The organism is Rhodococcus sp. BP22 (assembly GCF_014281965.1).
GTDB lineage: Bacteria > Actinomycetota > Actinomycetes > Mycobacteriales > Mycobacteriaceae > Rhodococcoides.
This window is the reverse complement of record NZ_JACFTB010000012.1, coordinates 19,152-43,615: the sequence shown is the minus strand read 5'-3', so window position 1 is coordinate 43,615 and position 24,464 is coordinate 19,152. Positions and strand designations below refer to the sequence as shown.

Below are 24,464 nucleotides of genomic sequence, written 5' to 3'. Positions count from 1 at the left end.
ACAGACAAGCATGGAACGCCTACTGTGCGTCGGCTATAGGTGAAATCTTCATTCGCGAGATGACGGCAGGGAAGGTCGACTCTTTGATCAACTCGATCGGAGAGAAAACCACGAGTGGCGCTCGGATGTCGCGGATAGTGATGTCCGGCATGCTCGGCATGGCCGTACGGTTCGACTTCCTCAGCCACAATCCAGTTCGCGATACGCCGAGACCGACCCCCAAGAAGTCCGCAGTCCGCGCGCTGACTCCCGATGAGCTCAACGAGTTGCGCGACCGCGTGCAAAACTACTGTCGTCACCAGACCATCGACGAGAATGGGGTCGTACGGCCGAAGCTCGGTCCTCGACCCGGTGCCGATCTCGAGGACATTCTTATGCTCCTGATCACCACAGGTGCACGCATCGGTGAGCTCTTGGCTTTGAAGTGGGACCAAGTCGATCTGGACTCGCCGATCCCGACCGCCACATTCAGCGCAACTCTTGTGGTTCCGCGAGCGGCCGGTGAACGACTCTTCCGGCAAAACTTCCGAAAGGGTGATGCACCTCCGCTTACCGTGGTGCTCCCCACATTCGCAGTCACAGCACTCCGACGCAGGCGCGCTATGCCAACGTTTCTCAACCCGGAGAACGCCCTGCTCGTGACGGGCACCAGCAATTGGGTGTCGCCGGCGAACGTTCGGAGATTGTGGCGAGCCGCACGCGGCGACGACTTCGACTGGGTAACTCCTCACACCCTCAGAAAGACCGTGGCCACCCTTGTGAAAGAGACTTGCGGGGTCGAAGCAGCTCAGGTTCAGCTGGGTCACGCCAACACGAGGGTCACCGAGGCGCACTACATCCAGCGAGTGACCTTGGCCCCAGACATGAGCGACGCGCTGAACAAGTTTGCGCCCAAGACTTAGGCCCTCTCACATCAAGGTCCGGCTGAGCCGATCGCGTGGACAGTTGGACCTGGCCCCGTCATCGGCAATTCTGGCCGGATCTCGGCAGCGCGGGAGCGATCGCGCACGCCGCAACCTGGCACCGACCTGTCCACAAACTTTTTGCACCGTAAACGGACCGCAGGCGCGAAGACGACCTTAATGGGTCGCGCCGAGCTCCTAGCAGGCAAGGAGCGAGCAACTCATCACTTTGCCCTCAAAGTGATGAGTAAGTGATGAGTTGGGGCAAAGCCGAGCAAAAGCAAAACACCCCGCCACCAGCTTTGCGCTGGTGGCGGGGTGTTTCGTTGTGCGCCATCAGGGATTCGAACCCCGGACCCGCTGATTAAGAGTCAGCTGCTCTAACCAACTGAGCTAATGGCGCCGATCAGCACCACCGTCGTTCTCTGTGGTGCCGGGGAAAACTTTAACAGGATCGCTGACCGGATGTGAAATCGGCTGGTCAGGGGCGCTTTTTAGCTGAAAATCTTGCGGATGACGAGTACTGCCACTACTGCGCCGACTCCGATGAGGGTGTATTTCACCGGCGGTTCGTTGAGCTTGGCGACCACGGTCTGCTTTGTGCTTTCGACGATGCGCTTGGGGCTCGCGCGGACGCTCAGCTCGTCGAGTGTGCTGGCGAGCTGATTGCGAGCGGCCTCGATCTCGCGTTCGATCCGGTCGGTGTCCTTGGCCACGTGTCCTCCAACTTGTCGCAAATTCTTCGTCTGTCGTTGTCGAGAGTAGAGCACTGCTGTTTTTGGTTACGCTTCTCCGGTGACCGACAACAAGAAGCTCGAGCCCGGCGACTCTGCACCGGCCTTCACTTTGCCCGATGCTGACGGAAACGACGTCTCTCTGTCCGATTACGCGGGCAAGAAGGTCGTCGTCTACTTCTACCCCGCTGCCAGTACGCCGGGCTGCACCAAGCAGGCGTGCGATTTCCGCGACAGTTTGGCCGAACTCAACGGCGCAGGCCTCGCGGTCATCGGCATCTCCCCCGACAAGCCGGTGAAGCTCGCTAAGTTCCGCGACGCGGAGGGCTTGAACTTCCCGTTGCTCTCCGACCCGGAGAAGTCGACGCTTCTGGCGTGGGGCGCTTTCGGCGAGAAGAAGATGTACGGCAAGACGGTGCAGGGTGTCATTCGTTCGACTTTCCTCGTCGACGAGGCAGGCAAGATCGAGGTAGCGCAGTACAACGTCCGCGCTACCGGACATGTTGCGAAGCTTCGCCGAGACCTATCGGTCTGACCGTCCGAGCTTCTGTAGAAACAGAGCCTCGGCGACGGCGATGTTCTCGATTTCCCGCGGGTCGACGCTTTCGTTGGGCGCATGGATGCGGCACAGCGGTTCTTCGACGCCCATGAGCACGATCTCGGCTTTCGGGAACGTCTGTGCGAGAACGTTGCACAGCGGGATCGAACCACCTTGCCCTGCCGAGGACACGTCCTTGCCGAATGCTTCCTTCATCGCCTCGCCCAGAGCCGCGTAGCCGGGGCCGTCGGTTCGCGCTCGGAACGGCGACCCGATCGCCTCGCGCTCGATACTCACGCGCGCGCTCCACGGCACGTGCGCCCGTAGATGGGCCTCGAGTGCATCCTGAGCGGCCTGTGGATCGATACCGGGCGGCACCCTCAGATTGAGGCGTGCGGACGCCGTCGGCGAAATTGCGGCCGCCGAACCGACGACGGGCGGGCAGTCGATTCCCAGAACCGTCAGAGCCGGGCGCGCCCACACTGCGTCGGCAACCGAAGCCGAGCCTGCAAGGTCCACCCCGTCCAATACCCCTGCGTCAGCGCGGAACCGATCGGCTGGATAGTCGATGCCGTCCCACACCTGGCTCGTATCCAATCCATCCACGACGGTATTGCCATGCTCGTCTCGCAGTGTGGACAGCAACTGGATCAGTGCAGCAAGGGCGTCGGGGGCTGGGCCGCCGTACATTCCGGAGTGGACTTCGCCGCTCAATGTGTCCACTCGGACCACCACATTGGCGATTCCGCGCAGGGTCGTCGTCACGGTCGGCCGACCCACGGCAGCATTGCCGGTGTCGGCGATGATGATGACGTCGGATTCGAACAGTTCGGGCCTCGCCTGCACGAGTGCTTCGAGTCCGCCGGTGCCCATCTCTTCCGAACCTTCGGAAACCACGGTGACTCCGACGGCAAGGTCGTCACCGAGTGCACGCAGCGCCAGCAGATGCATGACGACATTGCCCTTGCAGTCCGCTGCACCGCGGCCGAACCAGCGGCCTCGAGACTCGGTGAGTTCGAACGGCTCGCTGTCCCACAATGATCGGTCCCCCGGCGGTTGGACGTCGTAGTGCGAATACAGCAGCACTGTCGGCGCACCTGCGGGCGCAGGCCGGTGCCCCACGACAGCCAGCGAATCGTCGTCGGTCTCGATCAGCTCCACCGAATCCATTCCGGCGTCCAGGAATGCACTGCGGACCCAGTTGGCCGCTGCCACACACTCTTCACGCGGAAACTGACGTTCGTCGTGAACCGATCGGAACGCCACCAACTCTCGTAGTTCACGCTGAGCCCGCGGCATGTCTGCGGAAATCGCCGATCGAACATCCGACATCGTCACTCCTGACACTCTTACCGACCGTCTCTACCCTTGCCGATCATTGTGTCATCGTGCAGGGTGGTCGGGCAGAGCGTCAGTTTTCGTGGATCTCCTGTTCGACCCACTGTGCAGTGTGCTGCCAGTGCCGGTCCCAAGCCTCTTGTTCGAGCTGTTCCTGGGATTTCCCTGGCTCGGGAATGATGACCGGGACGGCGAACTCCGGAGGAGCCACCTCACTTCCCGGCACTACAGCGGCTGCCGGGGGGATCGACTGGGCCGGTATCGGGGTGAACGTTTCACGTGGCTTCGCCACGCCGGTCGTTGGATCGACGGTCCAATTTTCGACTACAGGCGCAGGCAAGAACACCGGTTCCGGCGCCCACGAAGCGGGAGGTGCGGGCGGGGCCGGCTCCGGCGTCAGGGCCGGGGGCCGCGCCGCGACGCTTTCGCTCGTACCCAACTCGGTATCGATTGCCGTCGACCTCGGTTTCGCTACCTCCGTGGGGGTTTGACTCTTCGGCGAATCCGCGGGCAGGCTGGATGCCAGCGCGACCCCACCGGAAAGGATTCCCACCAGCAAAGCTCCGGCGAGCACGAGCTTCTTGCGGGGCGTGGAACTACGCACCTGCGTCTGGCGCACCTCTGCGGTCACGACGGGAGGCTGCGACGTCACCAACGCAGGAGCGGCAGGTGCTACCGCCGATACCATCTCGGATTCGTCTTCGGCGTCCGCCACCGGGATGACAACGTCGACAGCGTCATCGGGCGCACCGTCGTCATCGGGCGCACCGTCGTCATCGAGGACCGACGGCTCTTCGCGAACCACGTTGCGTTCTGCGAGCAGTCCCGCACCGCTGGCTGCGATCAGATTGGCGTCGCCGACTCGAATCACCGGCACGCCGAGCCCGAGGGAAAGGATGTCGACCACATCTCTGTTGCCCGAGAGGTCTCCGAACAGCGCCACGGAGTCGGCCTCGGTAGCGGCCTCGTCGAGAACTTCCCACGCCAGTGCCACCGTGCCGCCGATACGCTCGGGGCTCGGCGAATCGATTGCCACCGTCTTGGCGGGCGACAGGGTTTCTTTCGCCGCGTCGGCAAGCGAGATCGATACCCCCGACGGGCCCATGTAATAGAGAAGGACTCGCTCGGCGGAAGTGAACTCGGGCGATCTCGCCAGCCACCCCAGCAGCGCAGACGATGCGGAGATCATCGACACCGAATCGACGTCCGACTCCTCGATGGCCGACTCGAACAGTGCACGCTCTTCATCGGAGCAATACACCACTCCAATGCCGTCCACCGCTGTTTCAGCGGCCGCGGCAAGCTCACGCATGCCGTCGATGGCAGCGGTCAGCGAGGCTGCAACGCCGTCGTCCAGCGCGGTGACCTGGCTTGCCGCTACCGAATCTTCGACCCCATCGAAAAGGACGGCGTGCAGTGCACCCGACTCGATGGAAAGACCAATAGTGGCCACGTAAATACTCCTGTGCCTAAGGGTGAGGCTCCCGACATGAGCGTCTCCGAGACGAAATCGACGACGTCACCCTTCACGACGATTGAACTGATAGCAGAACCATACCCAAAGATGGTTTTATTGGCCAGAAAGCAACTCCAGATCTGTCAATTTATTTTTGGAGAGCGGCACGGTGAGCTGGACTGGGGTTTCTCTGGTTGGAGCCGCCACTCGGTGTCTGTAACTCTGCGTAGTGGAGTAGATGACGCTCGGGCCGCTAGCCTGGGGGCGTGGAGTCCTCTGCTAGCGCCCAGGCTGCGAGACGAATAGACGCAGCGCTCGAATCGACGGTAGAGACACAGGAGCTGATGCCGCGGCGGCGTCCTACCCAAGAACGCAGCCAACGCAAGTTCGACGCATTGCTTGCCGCATCACGCGACGTGCTGAGCGACGCCGGATTCGAATCGTTCACCTGCGAGGAAGTTGCCGCTCGCGCCGAGCTGCCGATCGGCACCCTCTACCAGTTCTTCGCCAACAAGTATGTGATCGTGTGCGAGCTCAACCGGCAGGACGTCGTCGGCGTTCAACAAGAACTGGCCGACTTCAACGGCGAGGTGCCGTCACTGGATTGGCTTCGATTCCTCAACAAATTCGTCGACCACATGGCCAATATGTGGATGTCCGATCCCTCGCGTCGGGAGGTGTGGCTAGCCATGCAGTCCACTCCGTCCACGCGCGCCACCGGCGTCATCCACGAACGCGAGTTCGCAGACCAGGTCGCCCGCATGCTCGGCCCACTCACTCCGCGGACCCCGAGAGTGCGACGCAATCTGATGGCCCAGGTGCTCGTCCACATCGTCTACTCGATGTTGAACTTCTCCGTTCAGGACGGGCAGAGCCACGAGGATGCCGTCGCCGAACTCAAACGCATCATGACCGCGTACCTTCTCGGCGCCGAGAGGGACAGCAGGCGTTCGGGCGCCTCCACCGAGTAGATCTGCGCTCGGCTCCGCCAGGCTACCGCCTGAAACACGAACGCCGGCCCACTCGTAGCGAGCGGACCGGCGTCGTACTTCTACAAACCTATTCTTCCAAGATCGCCACGGCTGCAGCGATATCGCCGTCGTGGGTCAGGGACAGATGGATCTTGACGGTCGGCAGGAATTCCAGAGCCATGCCGTGCAGCTTGATCGACGGCCGTCCCCAGGCGTCGTTGACGACCTCGATGAGCGGGTACGGATTGTCACCGATCTGCGGCGGCCTGGCGAAACGTGAAGTCGCCCAGGCCTTGAGAACTGCTTCCTTCGCGGCCCACCGTGCTGCGTAGTGGCGAGCCGGGTCGGAACTCTTCGTTGCCGAGTGCCGACGCTCCCCCGCGGTGAAGCTGTCGCGGATCATCGTCGTGCCGGCCTTGTCCATCTGCTCGGCGAAGTCGGACACGGTCACCAGGTCGAAACCTACTCCGAGAATAGCCATTACTTGCACCCCGGCAGACCCGAGCGGTAGACATCGTCGTCGCCGAGGCGTGCTGCCTCGGTGAGCAGCATGTCCGCTTCGAGTTCGCGCGACGCCTTTGCCGGCGTCCCATCATGTCCGAGCCTTCGGTCCTCGGGCCGCTCGTACAGGGCGTCACCTCCGACCATCGCGGAGATCAGCCTGCGCTGACCGGCGATGCGTCGCTCGTTGGCACGAGCGATGTAGTCGGCGCGACGCTCTGCAGGCACGGCCTCGAGGAAGGCCTGCGGGTGAACCACGGCGATGAGACCGGACACGTGACCGAAGCCGAGGCTGGTCAGCAGTCCTGCCTTCAGCGGTACCGAGTCACCGAAGCGCAGCGGCTCACGTGCCCATACGAGGTGTTCGAACTCGGTCATCTTGTCGTCGACGCAATCGAGGCTGCGGTTCGGCGGGATGACTCCGTTGCTGAGCACCTGGCAGAGACCGATCAGCTGGAATGCTGCGGCTCCACCCTTCGAGTGGCCGGTCAGGCTCTTCTGCGAGACGACGAACAGCGGTGCTCCGTCGGTGCGTCCGATTGCCTTGGCCAGGCGGGTGTGAAGTTCGGCCTCGTTCGGGTCGTTCGCGGCAGTCGAGGTGTCGTGCTTGGAGATCACGGCCACATCGTCGGCACTGACGCCGAGTGCGTTGAGTGACAGGGCGAAGGACGAATCCTTGCCCCCGCGACCGGCACTGAGTGCACCGAGTCCCGGAGCCGGGATAGAAGTGTGCACGCCGTCGCCGAACGACTGCGCGTACGCAACGACACCGAGGACCGGAAGTCCCATTTCCAGCGCCAGGTCACCACGAGCGAGCAGAACCGTTCCGCCGCCCTGCGACTCGACGAATCCGCCGCGCCTACGGTCGTTGGCCCGGGAGAATCGACGATCGCTGATTCCCTTGGCGGACATGGCAGCCGAATCAGCGGTCGCGGACATGTCACCGAAGCCGATGATGCCTTCGGTGCTCAGGTCGTCGAAACCACCGGCGACGACGAGTTGCGCCTTGCCCAGCTTGATCTTGTCGACGCCTTCCTCGACGGAGACGGCGGCGGTTGCACACGCTGCAACGGGGTGAACCATCGCGCCGTAGCTACCGATGTACGACTGAACCACGTGCGCTGCAACGACGTTCGGCAGTGCTTCCTGCAGGATGTCGTTCGCACGAGCGTCGCCGAGCAAGGTGTCGATGTAGAGCGAGCGCATGGATTCCATGCCGCCCATGCCGGTGCCCTGAGTGTTGGCGACCAGTGTGGGGTGCACCCAGCGCATCAGTTCAGACGGGTTGAAGCCCGAGGAGATGAACGCATCGACGGTGGTCACGATGTTCCACAGTGCGACGCGGTCGATGGAGCTCGCCATGTCCGGCGAGATGCCCCACTTGGTCGGATCGAAGCCGGTGGGAATCTGCCCACCGACGGTGCGGGTGAGCTTCATCTTGCGCGGCACGCGAATCTCGGTTCCGGCCTTGCGAGTGACCTGCCAGTCACCGGACTCCGGTACCGGTGCGATGACCGTGTGCTCGGGATCGGCCGCGGCGAACGAACGTGCGTCGACCTCGGTGCCGACCACGAAGGTCAGGTCGTTGTCGAGGAAGATCGAGGTCATCAGCGGCGCAGTGTTGCCGACCATGGCGCCGTCGTCGACGTAGGTGCGGATACCGCACTTCTCGACGACGATGTCGTGGTACTTGTCGGCGATCTCGGCCTCGGGCACGAGGTCACCGGATTCGATGTCGTACCAGCCCGGCTTGGGATCGTTCTCCCATGTGATCAGGCCGGTGTTCCATGCGAGTTCGAGAACGCCTGCGGCGGAAAGCTCCTCGTCGACCTCCATCTCGAAGCGCGTACGCGCACTTCCGTAAGGTCCGAGCTCGCCGGCGCCGACGATGACGATCAGGTCCTTCGGATCGACATCGAGCGCAGGCCATGCCGGAGCAGTGGTCGAGGTGGACAAACGCGGCGGTGCAGGCAGAGCCGCAATCACCGAGCTGTCGAGCACTTCCTCTACCTTCTCACCGGCCGCGTCGGCTGCGGCACGGGAAAGCTCGACGAGATCGAGCTTCGTGTTCGCCAGTCCACCCGTCAGATCTGCAAGCAGAGGCGCCTGCGCGGCCTGGCGGCGAGCAGCAGGCTCGCACAGCTTCAGCAGCTCGGTTGCCATCTCACTCGTCGACCACGTCCGCACGCCTTCGGCCTCGACGGCCTCGACGATCGGATCGTTGCCGCCCATGAGTCCGGTTCCGCGAACCCACCCGATGTGCGCGTGGGCAATGGAAACTCGCTCGGCCCAGTTCTTCTCCGAGCCCCACTTGGTGGCGATGGCGTCGAGGGCTGCCTTCGATTCACCGTAGGCACCGTCGCCGCCGAACATGCCGCGGTTCGGTGAACCTGGCAGTACGACGTGCAGGTGGGTGTCGATGTCGTTGTCGTAACCGATCTTCGACAGTCCACCGATGAGACGCTCGACCGACCAGAGCAGAACTCGCATCTCCATCTCGGCGCGGGCACCTGCGTCGGACAGTTCGCCGACGACGCGAGGTGCGGCGAACGGGAACAGCATGGTGGGTGTGACGCCTGCCTTGACGAGAGTCTTTGCCCCGCCTGCATTGTCGACCTGATCGGAACCGATCCACTCGATGAGCGCGTCGACGTCGGTGTACGAGGCAATGTTGGCCGGAACGACCCACAGTGCTGCACCGGCGCGAGCATTCGCCCGGTAGAGCTCGCGGTAGAACTTCAGTCGCTCGTCGTTGAGCTTGGAAGTGGTGATGAATACGGTTGCACCGCCCCCGAGCAGCTTGGCGGCGATCGACGCGGCGATCGACCCCTTGCTACCACCGGTGACGACGGCGACCTCGTCGGACCATTCGCCCTTGTCCTCGGAAGACTGTGCGATGTCCGCGATCCGGCCGTAGAACTCGGCCAGCGTCGTCTTGCGTTCGGCCTGCGCCTTCGACTTCCACCACTGAGCCTGAGCTGCAACGGCTTTGCCTGATCCGGCGAAGCTTTCGACGGCGATGTCGCCTGCGGTACCGAGCCACAACCGGGCCAGGTCCTCACGTGCCGTCGCCCAACGATCGTCGACCAGAACGGCCTTCCGCTCGTCGAATGCCGGGGCGACCAGTCGTGGCCAGTCCGAACCCAGTTCTGCGGCAACCAGATCCACCAACGCGGCGTCCGGGTTGTCGACAGCCAAGGCGTTCGGAGCATCGGCGAAGCCCAGCTGTTCGAGGACGAGACGCGCAGCCGAAGCCAGAACCCCGTCGCGTCCGGTGATGTGCTCGGTGAACTCACCGAGGGCAGCCGCATCGACGGTTCCTCCGCTTCCGCCACCGGTCTGCGGGAGCGAGACCGCAACACCGCGGCGAGCGGCGACAGCGGCCACGGCCGAGTCGATGACGGTGTCGACTGCAGTGCCGTCAGCGAGTGCACCGTCGGCCAGACCGCCGAGTGCGCCGCCGCGGACCGAGGAGCCGTCGCGGGTTCCGAGAGCGACCTCGGCAGTGACGTGATGCGCCCAACCGTCGCCCAGTTCCCACACCTTCTTGACGCGATCGGCGATGGAAGCCGGACGACGCCCCGAGGGCCCGAAGACCTTGCGGAGGTGATCGTTGATCGAATCGCTCAGTACCGGGCCGAAGGGCTTGTAGGTACGGGCGAGCTTGTTGACCGTGCCGGAGAGCGCGCCCATGTCGGCATCGGCCGCACCGTCGATCGCTCCGAGTGAAAGCTCGGAACCGAGGTCGACGAGCAACTGGTTACGACGCGAGGAGACGCCGTCGCACAGTGCCTCGATGGTGTCGGCAGGGCCGATCTGATCGAGCTGCAGTTTGGTCCACAGTCCGATGAGGATCTTGGTTGCGTCCGAAGCACTGAAGGAGATGTCGTCCGGCCGCGGACCACCGGATGGAGCCGACGGTGCGGCCGCAGGAGCAGGCGCAGCGGAAGCGGCAGGTGCAGAAGCGGTCTCGACCGGAGCGGACTCCTCTTCCTCCACCGGCGCTGGGTCGGTGTCGGTGCCGTAGACGATCGCGGCCTCACGTTCGAGGTTGAGCACCTCGACCGGGAATCCGAAGCGGCCCGGCAATTTAAGTGTCTGCGAAGCCAGGTTGGCGACCGTCGGCGTTGCGCCGAGACCGATTTCCACGAAACGCTCCACACCGAGTCCACCGTCTGCCTCTTCGGCGAACAGCAGGTCCTGTGTCTCGATCCAACGGACCGGGCTGGCGAACTGCCATGCCAGCAATTCCGTCAGCACGACGCGGCACAGATCATGCGGGCGTGCGGCCCAGGAATCGAAGTCCGCGAGCACCTTGTTCAGGGGCTCGGAGGGAACGAGGTCCGCGATTTCCTGAATGAACGAACGCTCGAGGGAGAACGGCCTGGGCACCAGGTTCGGCACGTAGCGTCCGAGCAGGATCTCCGGGTCGAGATCTTCGGGCAGCAACGTTTCGAGCCGAGTGCGGAAGTCGTCCACTCCCCCACGCAGCACGGTCGAGTGGAACGGCACATCGATGCCGGGCACCACGATGAAGGCGCGCTTGCCACCGAATTCGGCGACGCGAATCTCGATCTCCTTCTCCAGTGCGGCCAAGCCGGCAACCGTGCCGGCAATGGCGTACTGCGATCCACGCAGGTTCAGGTTCACGATCTCGAGGAACTCACCGGAGGCCTCGGCGACACCGGCGACGAAGGCGTGCACATCGGTGTCGGCGACACCCATCTGCGACGGCCGGATAGCTGCCATGCGGTAGTCGCTTCGACCGGATGCGTCACGCGGAACGAGCGCATGCATGGCCGATCCACGCTGGAAGACGACCTCGAGGACTGCTTCGAGTGGGAGAACACCGGCGACGGCAGCGAGAGCGTTGTACTCACCGACCGAGTGGCCCGCGAGAATCGAGTTCTCGACGAAGACACCGGCTTCTCGCATTTCGGCGACCTGTGCGACACCGAGAACAGCCATCGCGACCTGGGTGAACTGGGTCAGGTGGATGACACCGTCGGGATGGCGGTGAACGGTGCCACGCGCTTTGAGCGTGGTCGGGTTGTCCCGGACGACCGCGAGGATCGAGAATCCGAGAGCCTTACGAGTGTGCTTGTCGGCACGCTCCCAGATTTCACGGGCTGCCTTCGAGCGCGACCGTGCGTCCAGACCCATCCCCTGACGCTGAATGCCCTGTCCGGGGAAGGCGTAGACGGTCTTCGGCGGCGCAGTGCGAGCCGAGGCGACCATGACGAGTTCGCCTGCGACACGGCAGGACACCTCGATGAGTTCGGCACCCTGATCGTATCCGGTGCGGTCGACGCGAATGTCGATTTCGGCTCCGGGGCGGACCATCCCGAGGAAGCGGGCGGTCCATGCGGTCAGGCGACGCGGCGGAGTCTTGGTGTCCGCGTAGTCGATTGCGGTGACGGCCTGCTGCGCTGCGGCGGAAAGCCACATGCCGTGCACGATCGGAGAACCGAGACCGGCGAGGAGCGCAGCCGCATCGGAGGTGTGGATCGGGTTGTGATCGCCCGAGACCTGAGCGAAGGCTGCCATGTTGCGCGGCGCGAGGATGGTGGCCTGACGGCGACGACGACGCGGTGTGTCCTTGGCGTCGGCACTGACCGAGCCTCCGGCGGGGGCCGGATCGGACAGTTCACCCTTGCCGGTGCGTCCGCGGATGGCGAAGCGTTCGACGAGAGTTGCCACGGCGGGCGCGTCGAGACCTTCTCCGAGCATCGCACCGATGGTGGTGGTGACCTCGACTACGCGACCGAGATCGGTGTCGAGCACCTCTCCTGCCTCAGCTTTGACGACGAGAATCGATGCATCACTGGGTAGTTCGCCAACCAGGTTGACGCTGTGGTCGAGGTGGACCAGATCCAACATGCCCTCGATGACGTCGACACCCTCAGCTGTGCGGGTGGCGCCGAGGACAGCGAAGACAGCAGGCCAGCATGCTCCGACAAGCACGTCGGGAACAGCCTTGCCGCTCACGGTCAGCGAGTCGGGAAGACCCGATCCGGTGACGCCGCCGTGGTCTGCCACGAGATCAGGGATCCACGCCAGGTTGACGCGTGCAACACCGTTCTTCACCTTGGGAAGGTCCTGTCCCGCAGCAATTCCGAGTAGCGAGGACATCGAAGCCTGCGCATCTTCGGCAGTGACGACGGGGGCGCCGCCGTCGACCGTGGAAACAGGGACGGTCAAGCGGATGCGCACCTCCTTACCGAGGGCGAGGGGAACGGTCAGTTCGACGTGAGTCGAATCCTGCACGGTGAGAGTGGACCCGGTCTGTGGGTGTGATGCGACGGTGTCGGATTCGACGATCCAGTCCGCTGTGTCACCGAGACGTGCAACGGGGTTCTGCGTCATCCGTGATGCCCAGTCGACGTCAGGGGCAGCAAGAACGATGCCGAGCAGACCTGGCGCGATACCTGCGTAACGACGGCTCACTGCGGGGGCCGGTGCATTGCCCTCGGATACCAACTCGTCGGCGGTGGCTTTTTCGAAGCGATCGAGTAGATCCCCCACAGGCTCGTCGACGCGGGTGATTCCGGCGACGGCAACGGTGCCGGGAATGACGCAAACCTGATCGGCCGAGTACCGCGGATCGTGCGCCTGCCACAGCGAGTCACTGCGCCACCAACGCCGAACGTCACCGTCGACGACGGGAACGAAGTTGATCGGCTTGCCCGGCAGTTTGCAGAGCGAGGTGAAGAAGGTGATGTCTGCCGGGTGCAGAACGACGTCGCCTGCATCGGGGAACTGAGCGAGCAACGAGCGGAGTGCAGCACGCGGACGTTCGAGCGTGTCGACGTCGGCGAAGAGCGTGGGGATCGGGCCGCGGTCGACTGGGTGCAGACGGGCTTCGGTGCGCTGAAGCATCTCGAGGAAGCGGGTGCGCCAGGTGACGTCGAGCCACACCGAATCGTTGGCCTCGGCGACCGCGTCGGTGAACTCCCCGCCGCAATCGAAATCCTTGCGCTTGTCCGTGCCGATGGCCAGGTCGAGATAGCGAATGAGCCACTGCTCGTAGGTCATCGAGTCCACGTCGCCGAAGTACGGCTTGGCGGTTCCGTCGAGTGCCGCGATGATCTCCTCGCGACGCTCGGCTACGGCATCGGCGTCACCGGCGACCTCGTCGAGGAGGCGCCCGCAGCGTGAGGCCGCGTTGTCGATCTCGTGGATGTCCGCGCCGAGCTGGCTACGGCCGGAGGCCATTCCGCCGGATGCGGTGCCTGCACCGACCCAGTCCGGGGTACCCGGTGTGTCGACGAGAAGCTGCTTGACCTCGGGCGAGGTCGTAGCTTCGAGTGTCGCCATGGCGGCGGTACCGACGAGGATTCCGTCGAGCGGCATCTTCGGGTAGCCGGCGCCGAGGGACCACCGGCCCGTGAGGTATTCGGCTGCACGCTCGGGTGTGCCGATTCCACCACCGACGCAGATCACCAGGTTGGGACGTGCGCGCAGCTCTGCGTAGGTTGCGAGCAGCAGATCGTCGAGGTCTTCCCACGAGTGGTGGCCACCTGCGCGGCCGCCCTCGATGTGGACGATGACGGGGTAGGAAGGCACCTCATTCGCGATCCGGATGACGGCGCGGATCTGCGCGACGGTGCCGGGCTTGAAGCACACGTGCGAAATGCCCGCGTCGGAAAGCTCTTCGATGAGCGCTACGGCTTCTTCGAGTTCAGGGATACCTGCGGTGACGACGACGCCGTCGATGGCGGCGCCTGCCGCTCGGGCGCGCTGCACGAGGCGACGGCCACCGAGCTGCAGCTTCCACAGGTAGGGGTCGAGGAAGAGCGAGTTGAACTGGATCGCTCGACCGGGCTCGAGGAGCTGCGAGAGTTCGGCGACGCGGTCGGTGAAGATGTCCTCGGTGACCTGGCCGCCACCGGCGAGCTCGGCCCAGTGGCCTGCGTTGGCCGCTGCAGCAACGATTTTCGCATCGACCGTCGTCGGGGTCATGCCGGCAAGGAGGATAGGTGAACGGCCGGTGAGCTTGGTGAAGGTGGTCTCGACAACGACGCGACCGTTGGGCAAGGTGATCGGCTTCGGTGCGAATTCCGACCACGCCGGTGCAACCTCGGGGGCAGCGCCCGGCGTCAGCAGGTTGCGGTGTCCACCGCGCGTGGAGGCGGCAACGATGCCCACGCCCTGTCCGCGCAGAGCCGGAGTCGTCATGCGAGTCAGAAGGTCGCCTGGACCGAGGTCGAGGATCCAGTCGGCACCTGCATCGACGACGCCGTCGATGGCGTCGACCCAGTCCACGGGTGCGACGAGGATGCTGTGGGCGAGTGTGCGCGCAATATCCACGTCGAGGCCACAGCGCTGTGCCCATGCAGCGACGAGTTCCACCGCATCGCCCAGTGCGGGGTGGTGGAATCCGACCTCGACGGGGAGCTGCTCGAAGACCGGCGCGAATACCGAACCGCCACGCTTCTTGGAATCGCGCTCACGCTCTTCCTCGGCAGCGATCTGCTCACTGCGCTCCTGCACGCGAGCGAGCTGAGCAGGCGGGCCTGCGAGCACGACGCGACGGCGACCGTTGCGGATTGCGAGAACCGCGGAACGTTCCGGTGCACCCGGGATTGCGAGTTCGTCGATGATCGACGCGAGCCGTTCCGGTTCTACGTTCGAGACCGAAACCATGGGCGCCCGATCGGCTGCTCCGATGATTCCCCTACGACGTGCGACGAGGCCTGCGGCAGCACCGATCAGCTGTGCGACGGCAAGGAGATGTGCGTCCTCGGCACCATCACTCTTGACCGACTCGGCGGCGATGAGGCCCTGCGAATGCCCGATGACGGCGACCGGTGGCGTCTGGGCGGGGTCGAGTCCTTGCAGCTTCAGCGCCCGCAGTGCAGCGACCTGGGTCAGGAATACACCGGGAAGCGATACGGCCGCGGAGGTAAGTGCTGCTTCGGAGGGACCGTAGGTGGAGGCGGCGTCGTCCTCGTCTGCGAGATCTTGTTCGAGCATCCAGCCGATGGGATCGAATCCGACCGAGCGCACGACGAGGAGTTCGTCTGCAACCGGCGCGAGGATGGCAACGGATTCGTTGACCAGGTCCGTGAGCTCGGGCTCGAGTGCTGAGTCGCGGGCGAGCTCTTCGAGCGAGCTGAGCCATGGAGAACCTTGTCCGCCGAAAGCCAGCGCGTAGGGCTCACCGGCCGCGAACCGATCTGCGAGCGTACGAGAACCACCACCGCTCTTTGGCGACCTGCTCGCGCCTTGTCCATGTGATGGTGTGCTCTCGTTGATCGTCAAGATGCAAGATTCCTCTCGTGAGCACCTCGGATATCGAGGTGTTCGTGGATGGCCCTTCGCCAGCGCGGTTCAGCGGCCCCGTGGAGGAGGACCGTCGGGGACCGAGTCACTCTGTCCGCGCTTCACCAGGCTAGGACACAATCATGAGGAAAGCCTCACGTTCGAGTGGACGTCCAACTGCTACTTGCGAGTACGGCCGCTGGAGGCCCTTTACCTACCGTTGAGGCAACTCGCCGGTAACAAACATCAGTGCTGGCACAGCCCGAATGGAAGACGTCCGAACGTGAGGGAAACCTCAGATTTATCGTTACCTTTTCGTTATATGAGCCTCGTCACACAACAATCCCCGACTAGCGCAGTCTCCAAGTTGTCGGTGACCCTGGGTAGCTTCTCGAAGTACATCGACCCATTTTCGAAGTACATAGACCCGGGGGGGATTCATGTATTCATCGGTTACACATATATTTTCGCAGCGCGACCGCGAGGCACTCACCGTGCACATCGAAACATGTGCAACACCAGCGAAGTCGCCCTACTGGAATCCGGGATGGCCACAGGAAATCGAAGTTGCCTTACTCGACGCAGTGTTCTCCGCGCGGGCAACCTACGGCGGACCCGAGACCGGTGTGAGGCGCGTCATTGCTCGTTGGCGCGAGTATCGGCATTGCGAATCTCTGGACGATCCGACCGCGCTCGCCGCGTTCATGGACAAGCCCGAGGAACTCACCGAGATTCTCGGGAACAAGCAGCGAGTAGCCGGCAACTCCACCACCAAGGCCGAGTGCGCCGCACGCCTCGCGACGGCATTGACCGGACTCGGCGTGGCACGAGCTGAGGATCTCGTCGATTCGGATGAACTTCGCGCAGCATTCACCGCCGTCCCCGGGGCCGGAACGAAAACGTGGGAGTGCGCTCTGTTCCTCGTGGGCGAGCGCACACCGAACTCGCTGCTGCAGGTGACCGCTTTCACCTCGGACGCGGTCGGCAGAACGCTCGACGGCGAGAGTGCCGGGATGCTCCTCGCCCTTACCGCCGAGGCCATGAACGTCGAACGTGCAGCGCTCGAGCATGCGGTGTGGCGCTATCAACGCCGTTTCCCTCTCCCCCAGCGAGGGTCGGAGCTGAAGGCTGTCGGCTAACTATCGGTGTGGACGTGGCCGCGCCCACTCTCGATCAGCGCGGCCACCCCGTCGAGGATGCAGTCGACTCCGAAGACATACTCGTGAACCGGATCACTCACTGCGCCATACGAAGTCGATGCAGCGGTTCCCACGCGCGCCGACACGGGGTAGTCAGCGTGGTCCATGACGCGCTCCAGGACGGGTGCCGTTGCGGCCCACCACTGTGCATCGGTCATTCCAGATTCCTCGCGAACCTTGTCGAATCGAGCGAGCGCGCGTGCGGTGCCCGCGACATGCGTCAGGACAAGAGTGAGGACCGAATCCATTTCGATATCCGTGAGCCCTACGCCTTCGATGACCCTCAACTCTGCCTCGTACTTGTCGTTGGTGTGTGGGCCCAACACAGCACGCGCACCCTGGAGATCGAGAATCCACGGGTGACGTTGGTAGAGAAGCCAATTGCGCTCCGCAACGAATCGAAGTCCGTCACGCCAGTCATCGGTCGCCGAGGTGGGTTCGGCAACACTCGAATACAACGATGCCACAGCGGCGTCGATCATCAGATCGGCAAGTTCCTCGCGGCCCGGAACGTGCGTGTAGAGAGACATTGCACCGACGCCGAGTCGATCGGCGACACGTCGCATGGACACAGCATCGATCCCATCGGCGTCCGCGATCTCGATTGCGGCGTCGACGATCGCATCGATACTCAACCCGCTGCGACTCGACTTCTCGTCCACTCGCCACAGCAGGCCGAGGGTGCGCGCTGGATCGAAAACGGTCGCCTTCTTGCTTGCCACGCCTCGCACAGTACGCTGTACGTCGGGCCGAGGATGCACCTGCGTTCGAGCCGGGGTTCGGCGTTGTAGACTTGCACAGCACTCGCGCGAGTGGCGGAATTGGCAGACGCGCTGGATTTAGGTTCCAGTGTCTCAGGACGTGGGGGTTCAAGTCCCCCCTCGCGCACCACTATCAGTGACGACCCCCACCGAACTACCTGAGGTAGTAGATACTCGGGTACCGTCGGGGGGTGTCGAAAACCCACACTCAACGCCGCCCGGCGCTCATCGCTCTGGTGATCGTCTCGGCGCTCGGTTGCCTGGCCCTGGGCTGGTGGCAGTGGGAGCGTTTCGAATCCGCCGGCGGCGACGGCCAGAACCTGGGTTACGCATTCCAATGGCCTCTGTTCGCTGCATTCGTCGTCTACGCCTACCGCAAATTCGTACAGCTCGAAGACGAGGCCGATGTTCCGCAGGACGCCGAGAACGACAGCGTCGCCGAACAGGTCGTGCGTGAAGTCCCCGCGGATCTGCTCCCCCAGCGATCGGTAGCGCCAGTGGAGGATGACCTCGACGATCCCGAGGCCCGCCAACTTCTCGAGTACAACAGCTACCTTGCGGAGCTCGACCGCTCCCGCGAGTCCGACAGGAGCACCAAGTGAGCACGGCACCACAGCAATCTGCATCAACCGAAAAGACGAAGAAGATTGCTTCCGCGCTCCTGCGCTACCGGGTGCTCGCCTATGCGACCGGCATCTGGCTACTCGTTCTCACAGTCGAGGTCGTCGCCAAGTACATCTTCGGTGTCGAGAATCTGCCGACATGGATTGCCGTGGTGCATGGCTGGGTTTATCTCGTCTACCTCATCCTGACGGTGGATCTCGCTATCAAGGTTCGCTGGCCTGCGTTGATTACCATCGGTACCTTGCTCGCCGGCACGGTTCCGTTCCTGTCGTTTTTCGTGGAGCATTGGCAAACGACGCAGGTCAAGCGCGACTTCGGCGTCTGAGCAGTCAGCACCGAACTTCGGTGGGATCGGAACCGCGCAGCGCATTCGACACCACCTGCTGTGCAACAGGGTCATAGGAGATTCCAGTGTGCTCGGTGACGTTGCCTGGGCATAGGTCTTGAAGCACGACGTTCGTGTTGCCTTCCCCCGTCAGCAATGACGCCTCATAGGGCACTACCTGGTCGTATCGAGTAACGATGGTCGTGTAGTCCACACCCTGGACAGTGTCACTACCCTCGTTGAGGCGTTGCAGGGCCTCGTCAGGAGGCGGGCCTGGCACCGGATAGTTCGGCGGTGACAACGCTACGATCCGCGAGACAGACTCCGCGCCCCCGAGAAATCGCACGTAATAACGAGGTACGGTCCCACCCTTGGAGTGGCCAACCACGGAAACTTTGTGGGCTCCCGTCGCGGTCTTGACCGTGTCGACGAAGCGCCCCAGTTCGGCTGCGCTGTCCGCGAGTGAATCCAGACCGCCGAACGGAATACCTTCGGGCGCGCCGTAATCGAGCGCAAAGACGCAGTAGCCTTCGGCCTTCAGTACCGGCGCCATCGATGCCCAGTTGCCGTAGGCGTTCTCGAGGAACCCATGCACGAGCACGACCGGTTCCGGGTGTTCGGCACTCGGGACGCACGCGTAATCGTTGGCACCCGAGGGGCTCGCACCCGGGTGTGCGATGGAGTACAACGTCGCCTCGGCGAACGAGTTCTGGACCGGGGACGCTGCTGCCGGACCCGGTGCAGCAAGCATTCCAGCGGCTACCAGGACGGCCGCAGCCACGACTGTTCGTTTCACCAGACCAGTCTCTACCCGGTAAGCGTTTCGAGTGCAGGAATCAGCAATGTCAAAGCACGCCCTCGATGCGACGCGGCATCTTTCTCCTGCGGGCTCAGTTCCGCCGCCGATCTACTGTCCCCTTCGGGAACAAACACCGGATCGTAACCGAAACCGTTCTCACCCAACGGCTCTCGTGCAATGACGCCACGCCATTCACCTCGGACGACGGCCTCGGCGCCGCCGGGAACGACCAGCGCGCAGGCAGAGACGAAACCTGCACCCCGGCGCACGTCGGGTACGTCGCCCAGCTGCGCCAGAAGCAACGACGTGTTGGCGCCGTCGTCTCCGTGTACTCCGGACCATCTTGCCGACAGCACACCCGGCATACCGTTCAGTGCGTCGACTTCGAGACCGGAATCATCTGCAACACAAGCGAGCCCGGTCGCAGCCGCGCCGTCGCGGGCCTTGGCGAGCGCATTTTCCTCGAACGTCGAACCGGTCTCGGGTGCCTCTGGGAACTCGGGCACCTCGTCCAATCCGACCAATTCGATTCCGAGGACTCCCGCGCCATCGAGCACTCGACGCAACTCCTGTAGCTTCTTGGCGTTGCGGCTCGCGACGAGAAGCTTGGTGTCAGCCACCGAACTTCTTCTTCGGTGCGTCGACGGCAGGTTCAGGAAGCACGCCGGGGTACGGCTCGGCAAGTGCAGCCTGCTGCACCTCGAAAATCTTCTCGATGCCTGCGAGGGCTGAATCGAGCAGCTTGTCGAGAGTGGTCCTCGGGAACGTAGCGCCCTCTCCGGTGCCCTGGACCTCGACGAGAGTGCCGGTGTCGGTGGCTACGACGTTCATGTCGACCTCGGCACGCGAATCTTCCTCGTAGGGCAGATCCAGCCGCACACGGCCGTCGACGACGCCGACGCTCACCGCTGCGATGGCACACGAAATTGGCTGCGGGTCCGCGAGTCGACCGGCCGCACGCAGGTAGGTGACGGCGTCGGACAGTGCAACGAATGCTCCGGTGATGGCCGCGGTACGGGTGCCGCCGTCGGCCTGCAGTACGTCGCAGTCGATCGCGATGGTGTTCTCACCGATGGCGGCAAGATCGATGCATGCGCGCAGCGACCGGCCGACGAGGCGGGATATTTCCTGGGTCCGCCCACCGACCTTGCCCTTGACTGACTCACGTCCGCTGCGGGTATGGGTTGCGGCGGGAAGCATCGCGTATTCGGCGGTAAGCCAACCTAGGCCCGATCCTTTACGCCAGCGAGGAACGCCCTCCTCGACGCTCGCGGTGCACATGACCCGCGTGTTTCCGAACTCCACCAGAACCGATCCTGCCGGGTTGTCGGTGAATCCGCGGGTGATCTTGATGTTGCGGAGCTCGTCGTCCGCTCGGCCGTCTTCTCGTCTGGACACGACAGCAAGCTTAACCCTGGCCTAGACGGTGAAGACATCGCCCGGCTGGACGGCGTGCACCGGACCGCTGAACTCGGCCTTCGCTTCCGCGATGACATCTTCCCGGGAAGTCCACGGCGGAATGTGAGTCAGCAACAGCTCACCCACGCCGGACTCACGTGCCAGTTGCCCAGCCTCGGTACCGGACAGATGGATACCTTGCGGGCGGTCGGAACGGTGCGTCCACGATGCTTCCGACAGCAGCACGTCGGCACCGTGAGCGAGATCGCGGACTGCCTGACACATCCCTGTGTCCCCCGTGTATGCGAACAGCTTCCCCTTGCCTGTCGTGATCCGCATGCCGTACGACTCCGGCGGGTGATAGACCTGGCGGGTGTGCACGGTGAGCTGTCCGTGTTCGATGGTTCGGCCGTCCTGCCAGCGACGCAGATCGATCGTGTCGGACATGTCATCGATCTGGCCACCGCATTCCGCAGAGGCGACGCCCAGCCGGAAAGCGGTGTCTTTCGGCCCGTATACGAGTGCGCGCCCCGCGGGCGGATTCGGGTGGTATCTACGCCAGACCAGAAGTCCCGGCACGTCGAGGCAGTGATCTGCGTGTAGATGCGACAGGAACACACTGACGTCACCGGGATCTGCGTATTTCTGCAGCGCACCGAGCACGCCGGGACCGAAGTCGAGTACGACAGGCGATGTTCCCGGTTCGTCGAGCAGGTAACCCGACGCGGGGGAATCAGGCCCTGACACACTCCCCGAACATCCCAGGACGGTAATTCGCATGTACATCATGCTGCCACGTCGATGCCCGGCACCGAAACGTTCGACACGTTTTTACGAAGGTAACCACCCATTTGCGCGTTGTGGGTGTGTCGGCGGCGGCGCTCAGCCGAGAGAGTTCTGCTTACGTGCCTCGCGCGCATCGGAGGACAAAACCCAGGCCGCGAGGACTCCTCCGACGGCGCCGAAGAGGTGACCTTGCCACGACACCCCAGGTGTACTCGGTAATACACCCCACAGTGCGCTGCCGTAGATGACGAACACCACGACGCCGATAGCAAGTTGGCCCAAGTTTCTGGTGAAAATTCCCCGCGTCAGCAGATACGCGATCCAACCGAAGATGAGAACCGAGGCGCCGATGTGGTTGGAGTTGCCCCCGCCGATCAACCACGTACCGACACCACCGACGACCCAGATGATGCCCGTGGCCGTCAACCCCCGCGCCAGACCGGACAGCAGAACGAGGAATCCGAGGATCAGAACCGGAAGGGTGTTCGCGACCAGGTGGGCCCAGTCGTCGTGCAGCACCGGCGCGAACAGAATTCCCCACAAACCGTCCACACTGCGCGGATTGATCCCCGCCTGCTCGACGCGACTACCCGATGCGACGTCGATGATCTCGATGACCCACAGCAGCACTACGAACGAGCCCATCAACATCGCGGCCTGCTGCCACAGTGGGCGTTTGGGTGCGGTAGCGGGAAGGTAAGGGTTCGTCGTCACAGAACTAGGCCTTTCGTCCAGCCCCGACATCCACGCACCGGGGAGGTGGTCTGCCCTTCGAAGTCTACCGCTGTGGTCAGGGCGCAAACGCCGACGGGAAAATCTGACGGTACGTCGCAATACCGGCAATCGAGGTCGCGTCGAGCAATGCACGCACGATGGCCCGCTCGACGACATCGGCCGCAACCGCGCACACTGCGGCGAGAACTGGCAGGTCGGAGGAGAACGCCTTGGGCATGGCAGTTTCCGTGACGACCTTCCTCGTGCCGGTCGACAGCGCGAAAATCGTGTCGCCGTCGAGTGGTGAGTGGGCAGGTCTGATCGCCCGTGCCAGGCCGTCGTGAGAGGCGACGGCCACGCGCTTGCACGACGCCGCCGTCAGATCCACATCGGTGCCTACGACGCCGATCGTCGTATTGAGGGCGGTGCCCTTCGGTGCGAGTGCGTTGGCCTTCCACACCTCGTGCACGTCTGGTGTGCGCATCCGGTATGCACCGGGCCCTTCCGACCCGACTCCCCACGGAAGCCCGGTTCGGGGATCGAACACCGAACCGACCGGATTGGTGACGATCAGTGCGCCGACGGTGACGCCGTCGGCAGGTCCTCCCTCGATGACGGTGCTCGCCGTGCCGATGCCGCCCTTGAGCACCCCCGCGCGAGCACCGACACCTGCGCCTACCGAACCTGTCGCGAAATCGGCTCGAGCGGCCGCTGCTGCGCGATATCCGAAGTCGGCGGTCGGCCGGATGGACCAATCCCCTACCGGCAGATCGAAGATGACGGCCGCCGGAACGATCGGTACCACCTGGTCCGGGCTACCCATGGCAATTCCGTGTCCGTGCTCTTCGAGCCAGCGCATGACACCGTCGGCGGCAGCGAGCCCGTATGCACTTCCACCGGTGAGGAGAACGGCATTGACCTGCTGTACCGAATGGCTCGGATCCAGCAGATCGGTCTCACGGGTACCGGGACCACCTCCCCGGACGTCGACGGCGGCGACAGCGCCGCCCAGAGCGCGGATCACCGTGCATCCGGTGGCGGCGCCGGAACCGAGTTCGGCGGCCGGATCGATCTCGTGGTGATGCCCCACCAGTAAGCCTGACACGTCGGTCAGTGCATCCTTCGGACCCGTCCCCAACAGGTACTCCTACGGAATGAGGACCTGAACGAGGGAATCCTGCATCCAGGTCAGCCAGTGGTACACGTCCAGATGGGGAGCTCGTGGATCCCCCTCGTCGAGAACTTCAGGAGTGTCTGCGTCGATACCCAATGTGGTTCCGAGCGCCAACCTTACGTCGTTGAGGCCCATCAGCCAGGCGTCTGCCTGTGCGGGGGTCAGGACGACTTTTCCGCCGTTCGTCGGAATCGTGTCGAGGATGACTCGGCTTGCAGCGAGCTTGTCGTCGATGATCTCCGGCTCGTGCAATCCGCGAAGCGCACCATTGAGGTTTGCCGTATCGGAGTCCGAATCCGGGCGATGGAAGTCCGGCAGGAGCCGCGCGAGCGCTGCATCTTCGGGTGGACTGCTGTGGCCGGTTCGTAGACCCGTCATGGCCGCCAGCTCGTCCGTCGGGGCATCGGCTTCTCGATCGCGGAGAAGACCTACTACCGACTCCACGAGCGATCTGAGCACAGTTGCTTCTCTGGCGTCCATATCCGAGCGGATCTTGACCCCGCTGAGTGAGTTCTTTCTGCTCCACATGCGCACTGCGCTCTTCTGCCCCGTCCTTGGATGCCTGGCCTGCTGTCTCGAAGCCCGGATGTGTCTTTCTGCCCTATTTGTCCTGTTGCATCGTGGCCCACAAACCGGCCGCGTGCAGTTTGCGGACGTCGCTCTCCATCGCATCGCGCTCACCGCTGGAGACGACTGCTTTGCCTTCCGAATGAACCTGCATCATCAGGTCGGTGGCTTTCGCTTTGCTGTATCCGAACAGCTTCTGAAAAATGAAGGTGACGTAGTGCATGAGGTTGACCGGGTCGTCCCAGACGATGGTCACCCAGGGCACATCGTGTGCCTCGTCCCGTGCCACCACTTCTGTTTCCGCTGGTACCGCTTGGGGGGATGCCGCCGACGGTGAAATCGACGAGTTCGGTACCGTGACCGCTCTGCCCACGGTCGGTCGTGCCGTCGATGAAGCCATACCTCTCAGGGTA

General features: G+C 63.6%; 20 protein-coding genes and 2 tRNA genes. 7 read left to right on the top strand and 15 right to left on the bottom strand.

Annotated elements, in window-relative coordinates; genetic code table 11:
• The first annotated feature begins 59 nt into the window (after positions 1-59).
• The gene (locus H2510_RS20310; RefSeq protein WP_186630083.1) at positions 60-902 is read left to right on the top strand and encodes a tyrosine-type recombinase/integrase; all 843 of its coding nucleotides are present in this window, start codon (positions 60-62) and stop codon (positions 900-902) included.
• A gap of 329 nt (positions 903-1,231) precedes the next feature.
• On the opposite strand, the gene H2510_RS20305 is transcribed toward H2510_RS20310, so the two are convergent.
• Together H2510_RS20305 and H2510_RS20300 are read right to left on the bottom strand one after the other, a co-directional pair.
• Positions 1,232-1,305 (bottom strand) — tRNA-Lys (locus H2510_RS20305).
• A 91-nt stretch (positions 1,306-1,396) separates the two neighbouring features.
• Complete coding sequence (locus H2510_RS20300; RefSeq protein ID WP_088943500.1) at positions 1,397-1,618, bottom strand: DUF3618 domain-containing protein; 222 nt, start codon at positions 1,616-1,618, stop codon at positions 1,397-1,399.
• 79 nt (positions 1,619-1,697) lie between these two features.
• Between H2510_RS20300 and bcp the strand changes: the two genes are divergently transcribed.
• Positions 1,698-2,171, top strand: coding sequence for a thioredoxin-dependent thiol peroxidase (gene bcp, locus H2510_RS20295; protein ID WP_088943499.1), 474 nt, complete (start codon positions 1,698-1,700; stop codon positions 2,169-2,171).
• Here bcp and H2510_RS20290 read toward each other — a convergent pair.
• Both H2510_RS20290 and H2510_RS20285 read right to left on the bottom strand, forming a co-directional pair.
• A complete protein-coding gene (locus tag H2510_RS20290; protein ID WP_186630082.1) occupies positions 2,160-3,506 on the bottom strand; it encodes a dipeptidase in 1,347 nt (448 codons plus the stop codon). The genes bcp and H2510_RS20290 overlap by 12 nt on opposite strands.
• Positions 3,507-3,585: 79 nt before the next feature.
• Positions 3,586-4,965 (bottom strand): hypothetical protein, encoded by a 1,380-nt coding sequence (locus H2510_RS20285; protein ID WP_315901458.1) that lies wholly within the window; start codon positions 4,963-4,965, stop codon positions 3,586-3,588.
• Positions 4,966-5,234: 269 nt separating this feature from the next.
• Here H2510_RS20285 and H2510_RS20280 point away from each other — a divergent pair, with 269 nt between their 5' ends.
• Positions 5,235-5,939, top strand: coding sequence for a TetR family transcriptional regulator (locus H2510_RS20280; RefSeq protein WP_186630081.1), 705 nt, complete (start codon positions 5,235-5,237; stop codon positions 5,937-5,939).
• Positions 5,940-6,027: 88 nt separating this feature from the next.
• Here the strand turns inward: H2510_RS20280 and H2510_RS20275 are convergent, their stop codons facing one another.
• Both H2510_RS20275 and H2510_RS20270 read right to left on the bottom strand, forming a co-directional pair.
• Positions 6,028-6,420, bottom strand: coding sequence for a holo-ACP synthase (locus H2510_RS20275; RefSeq protein WP_084345069.1), 393 nt, complete (start codon positions 6,418-6,420; stop codon positions 6,028-6,030).
• Positions 6,420-15,704, bottom strand: a complete 9,285-nt coding sequence (locus H2510_RS20270; RefSeq protein ID WP_186630080.1) for a type I polyketide synthase — start codon at positions 15,702-15,704, stop codon at positions 6,420-6,422. The genes H2510_RS20275 and H2510_RS20270 overlap by 1 nt, the downstream gene beginning before the upstream one ends.
• 440 nt (positions 15,705-16,144) lie before the next feature.
• Here H2510_RS20270 and H2510_RS20265 point away from each other — a divergent pair, with 440 nt between their 5' ends.
• Positions 16,145-16,843, top strand: coding sequence for a hypothetical protein (locus H2510_RS20265; protein WP_222438974.1), 699 nt, complete (start codon positions 16,145-16,147; stop codon positions 16,841-16,843).
• On the opposite strand, the gene H2510_RS20260 is transcribed toward H2510_RS20265, so the two are convergent.
• Entirely contained in the window at positions 16,840-17,625 is a 786-nt protein-coding gene (locus tag H2510_RS20260) for a TetR/AcrR family transcriptional regulator (RefSeq protein WP_186630079.1), read from the bottom strand. The genes H2510_RS20265 and H2510_RS20260 overlap by 4 nt on opposite strands.
• Positions 17,626-17,709: 84 nt before the next feature.
• Here H2510_RS20260 and H2510_RS20255 point away from each other — a divergent pair.
• From H2510_RS20255 to H2510_RS20245, 3 genes are all read left to right on the top strand, one after another.
• A tRNA-Leu gene (locus H2510_RS20255) sits at positions 17,710-17,794 on the top strand.
• Positions 17,795-17,855: 61 nt separating this feature from the next.
• Positions 17,856-18,266: a transcriptional regulator gene (locus H2510_RS20250; protein WP_186630078.1), complete on the top strand. Its 411-nt coding sequence runs from the start codon at positions 17,856-17,858 to the stop codon at positions 18,264-18,266.
• Positions 18,263-18,613: a DUF3817 domain-containing protein gene (locus tag H2510_RS20245; RefSeq protein WP_186630077.1), complete on the top strand. Its 351-nt coding sequence runs from the start codon at positions 18,263-18,265 to the stop codon at positions 18,611-18,613. Before H2510_RS20250 ends, H2510_RS20245 begins: the two co-directional genes overlap by 4 nt.
• A gap of 4 nt (positions 18,614-18,617) precedes the next feature.
• Here the strand turns inward: H2510_RS20245 and H2510_RS20240 are convergent, their stop codons facing one another.
• The 8 genes from H2510_RS20240 to clpS all read right to left on the bottom strand — a co-directional run bounded on the left by H2510_RS20240 (position 18,618) and on the right by clpS (position 24,451).
• Entirely contained in the window at positions 18,618-19,409 is a 792-nt protein-coding gene (locus tag H2510_RS20240; RefSeq protein WP_315901457.1) for an alpha/beta fold hydrolase, read from the bottom strand.
• Positions 19,410-19,420: 11 nt separating this feature from the next.
• Positions 19,421-20,032, bottom strand: coding sequence for an RdgB/HAM1 family non-canonical purine NTP pyrophosphatase (gene rdgB / locus H2510_RS20235; protein WP_186630076.1), 612 nt, complete (start codon positions 20,030-20,032; stop codon positions 19,421-19,423).
• Positions 20,025-20,810, bottom strand: a complete 786-nt coding sequence (rph, locus tag H2510_RS20230) for a ribonuclease PH (protein ID WP_186630075.1) — start codon at positions 20,808-20,810, stop codon at positions 20,025-20,027. Before rph ends, rdgB begins: the two co-directional genes overlap by 8 nt.
• Positions 20,811-20,831: 21 nt before the next feature.
• Entirely contained in the window at positions 20,832-21,590 is a 759-nt protein-coding gene (locus H2510_RS20225; RefSeq protein ID WP_186630074.1) for a cyclic nucleotide-degrading phosphodiesterase, read from the bottom strand.
• A 102-nt stretch (positions 21,591-21,692) separates the two neighbouring features.
• A complete protein-coding gene (locus H2510_RS20220) occupies positions 21,693-22,340 on the bottom strand; it encodes a rhomboid family intramembrane serine protease (protein ID WP_186630073.1) in 648 nt (215 codons plus the stop codon).
• Between the two features lie 46 nt (positions 22,341-22,386).
• Positions 22,387-23,451, bottom strand: a complete 1,065-nt coding sequence (locus H2510_RS20215) for a P1 family peptidase (protein WP_186630095.1) — start codon at positions 23,449-23,451, stop codon at positions 22,387-22,389.
• Positions 23,452-23,457: 6 nt separating this feature from the next.
• Positions 23,458-24,018 (bottom strand): DUF2017 domain-containing protein, encoded by a 561-nt coding sequence (locus tag H2510_RS20210; protein ID WP_186630072.1) that lies wholly within the window; start codon positions 24,016-24,018, stop codon positions 23,458-23,460.
• Between the two features lie 67 nt (positions 24,019-24,085).
• On the bottom strand, positions 24,086-24,451 hold the full coding sequence (gene clpS / locus H2510_RS20205) for an ATP-dependent Clp protease adapter ClpS (RefSeq protein ID WP_261393092.1): 366 nt from the start codon (positions 24,449-24,451) through the stop codon (positions 24,086-24,088).
• Between the last annotated feature and the right edge of the window lie 13 nt (positions 24,452-24,464).

What these genes read in the sequence shown, in the direction of transcription:
- H2510_RS20310 (WP_186630083.1), top strand. Translation starts at nt 60, where the DNA reads ATGACGGCAGGGAAGGTCGACTCTTTGATCAACTCGATCGGAGAGAAA.
- H2510_RS20290 (WP_186630082.1), bottom strand. Translation starts at nt 3,506, where the DNA reads ATGTCGGATGTTCGATCGGCGATTTCCGCAGACATGCCGCGGGCTCAG.
- H2510_RS20275 (WP_084345069.1), bottom strand. Translation starts at nt 6,420, where the DNA reads ATGGCTATTCTCGGAGTAGGTTTCGACCTGGTGACCGTGTCCGACTTC.
- H2510_RS20265 (WP_222438974.1), top strand. Translation starts at nt 16,145, where the DNA reads ATGTATTCATCGGTTACACATATATTTTCGCAGCGCGACCGCGAGGCA.
- H2510_RS20225 (WP_186630074.1), bottom strand. Translation starts at nt 21,590, where the DNA reads ATGCGAATTACCGTCCTGGGATGTTCGGGGAGTGTGTCAGGGCCTGAT.
- H2510_RS20220 (WP_186630073.1), bottom strand. Translation starts at nt 22,340, where the DNA reads ATGTCGGGGCTGGACGAAAGGCCTAGTTCTGTGACGACGAACCCTTAC.
- clpS (WP_261393092.1), bottom strand. Translation starts at nt 24,451, where the DNA reads ATGGCTTCATCGACGGCACGACCGACCGTGGGCAGAGCGGTCACGGTA.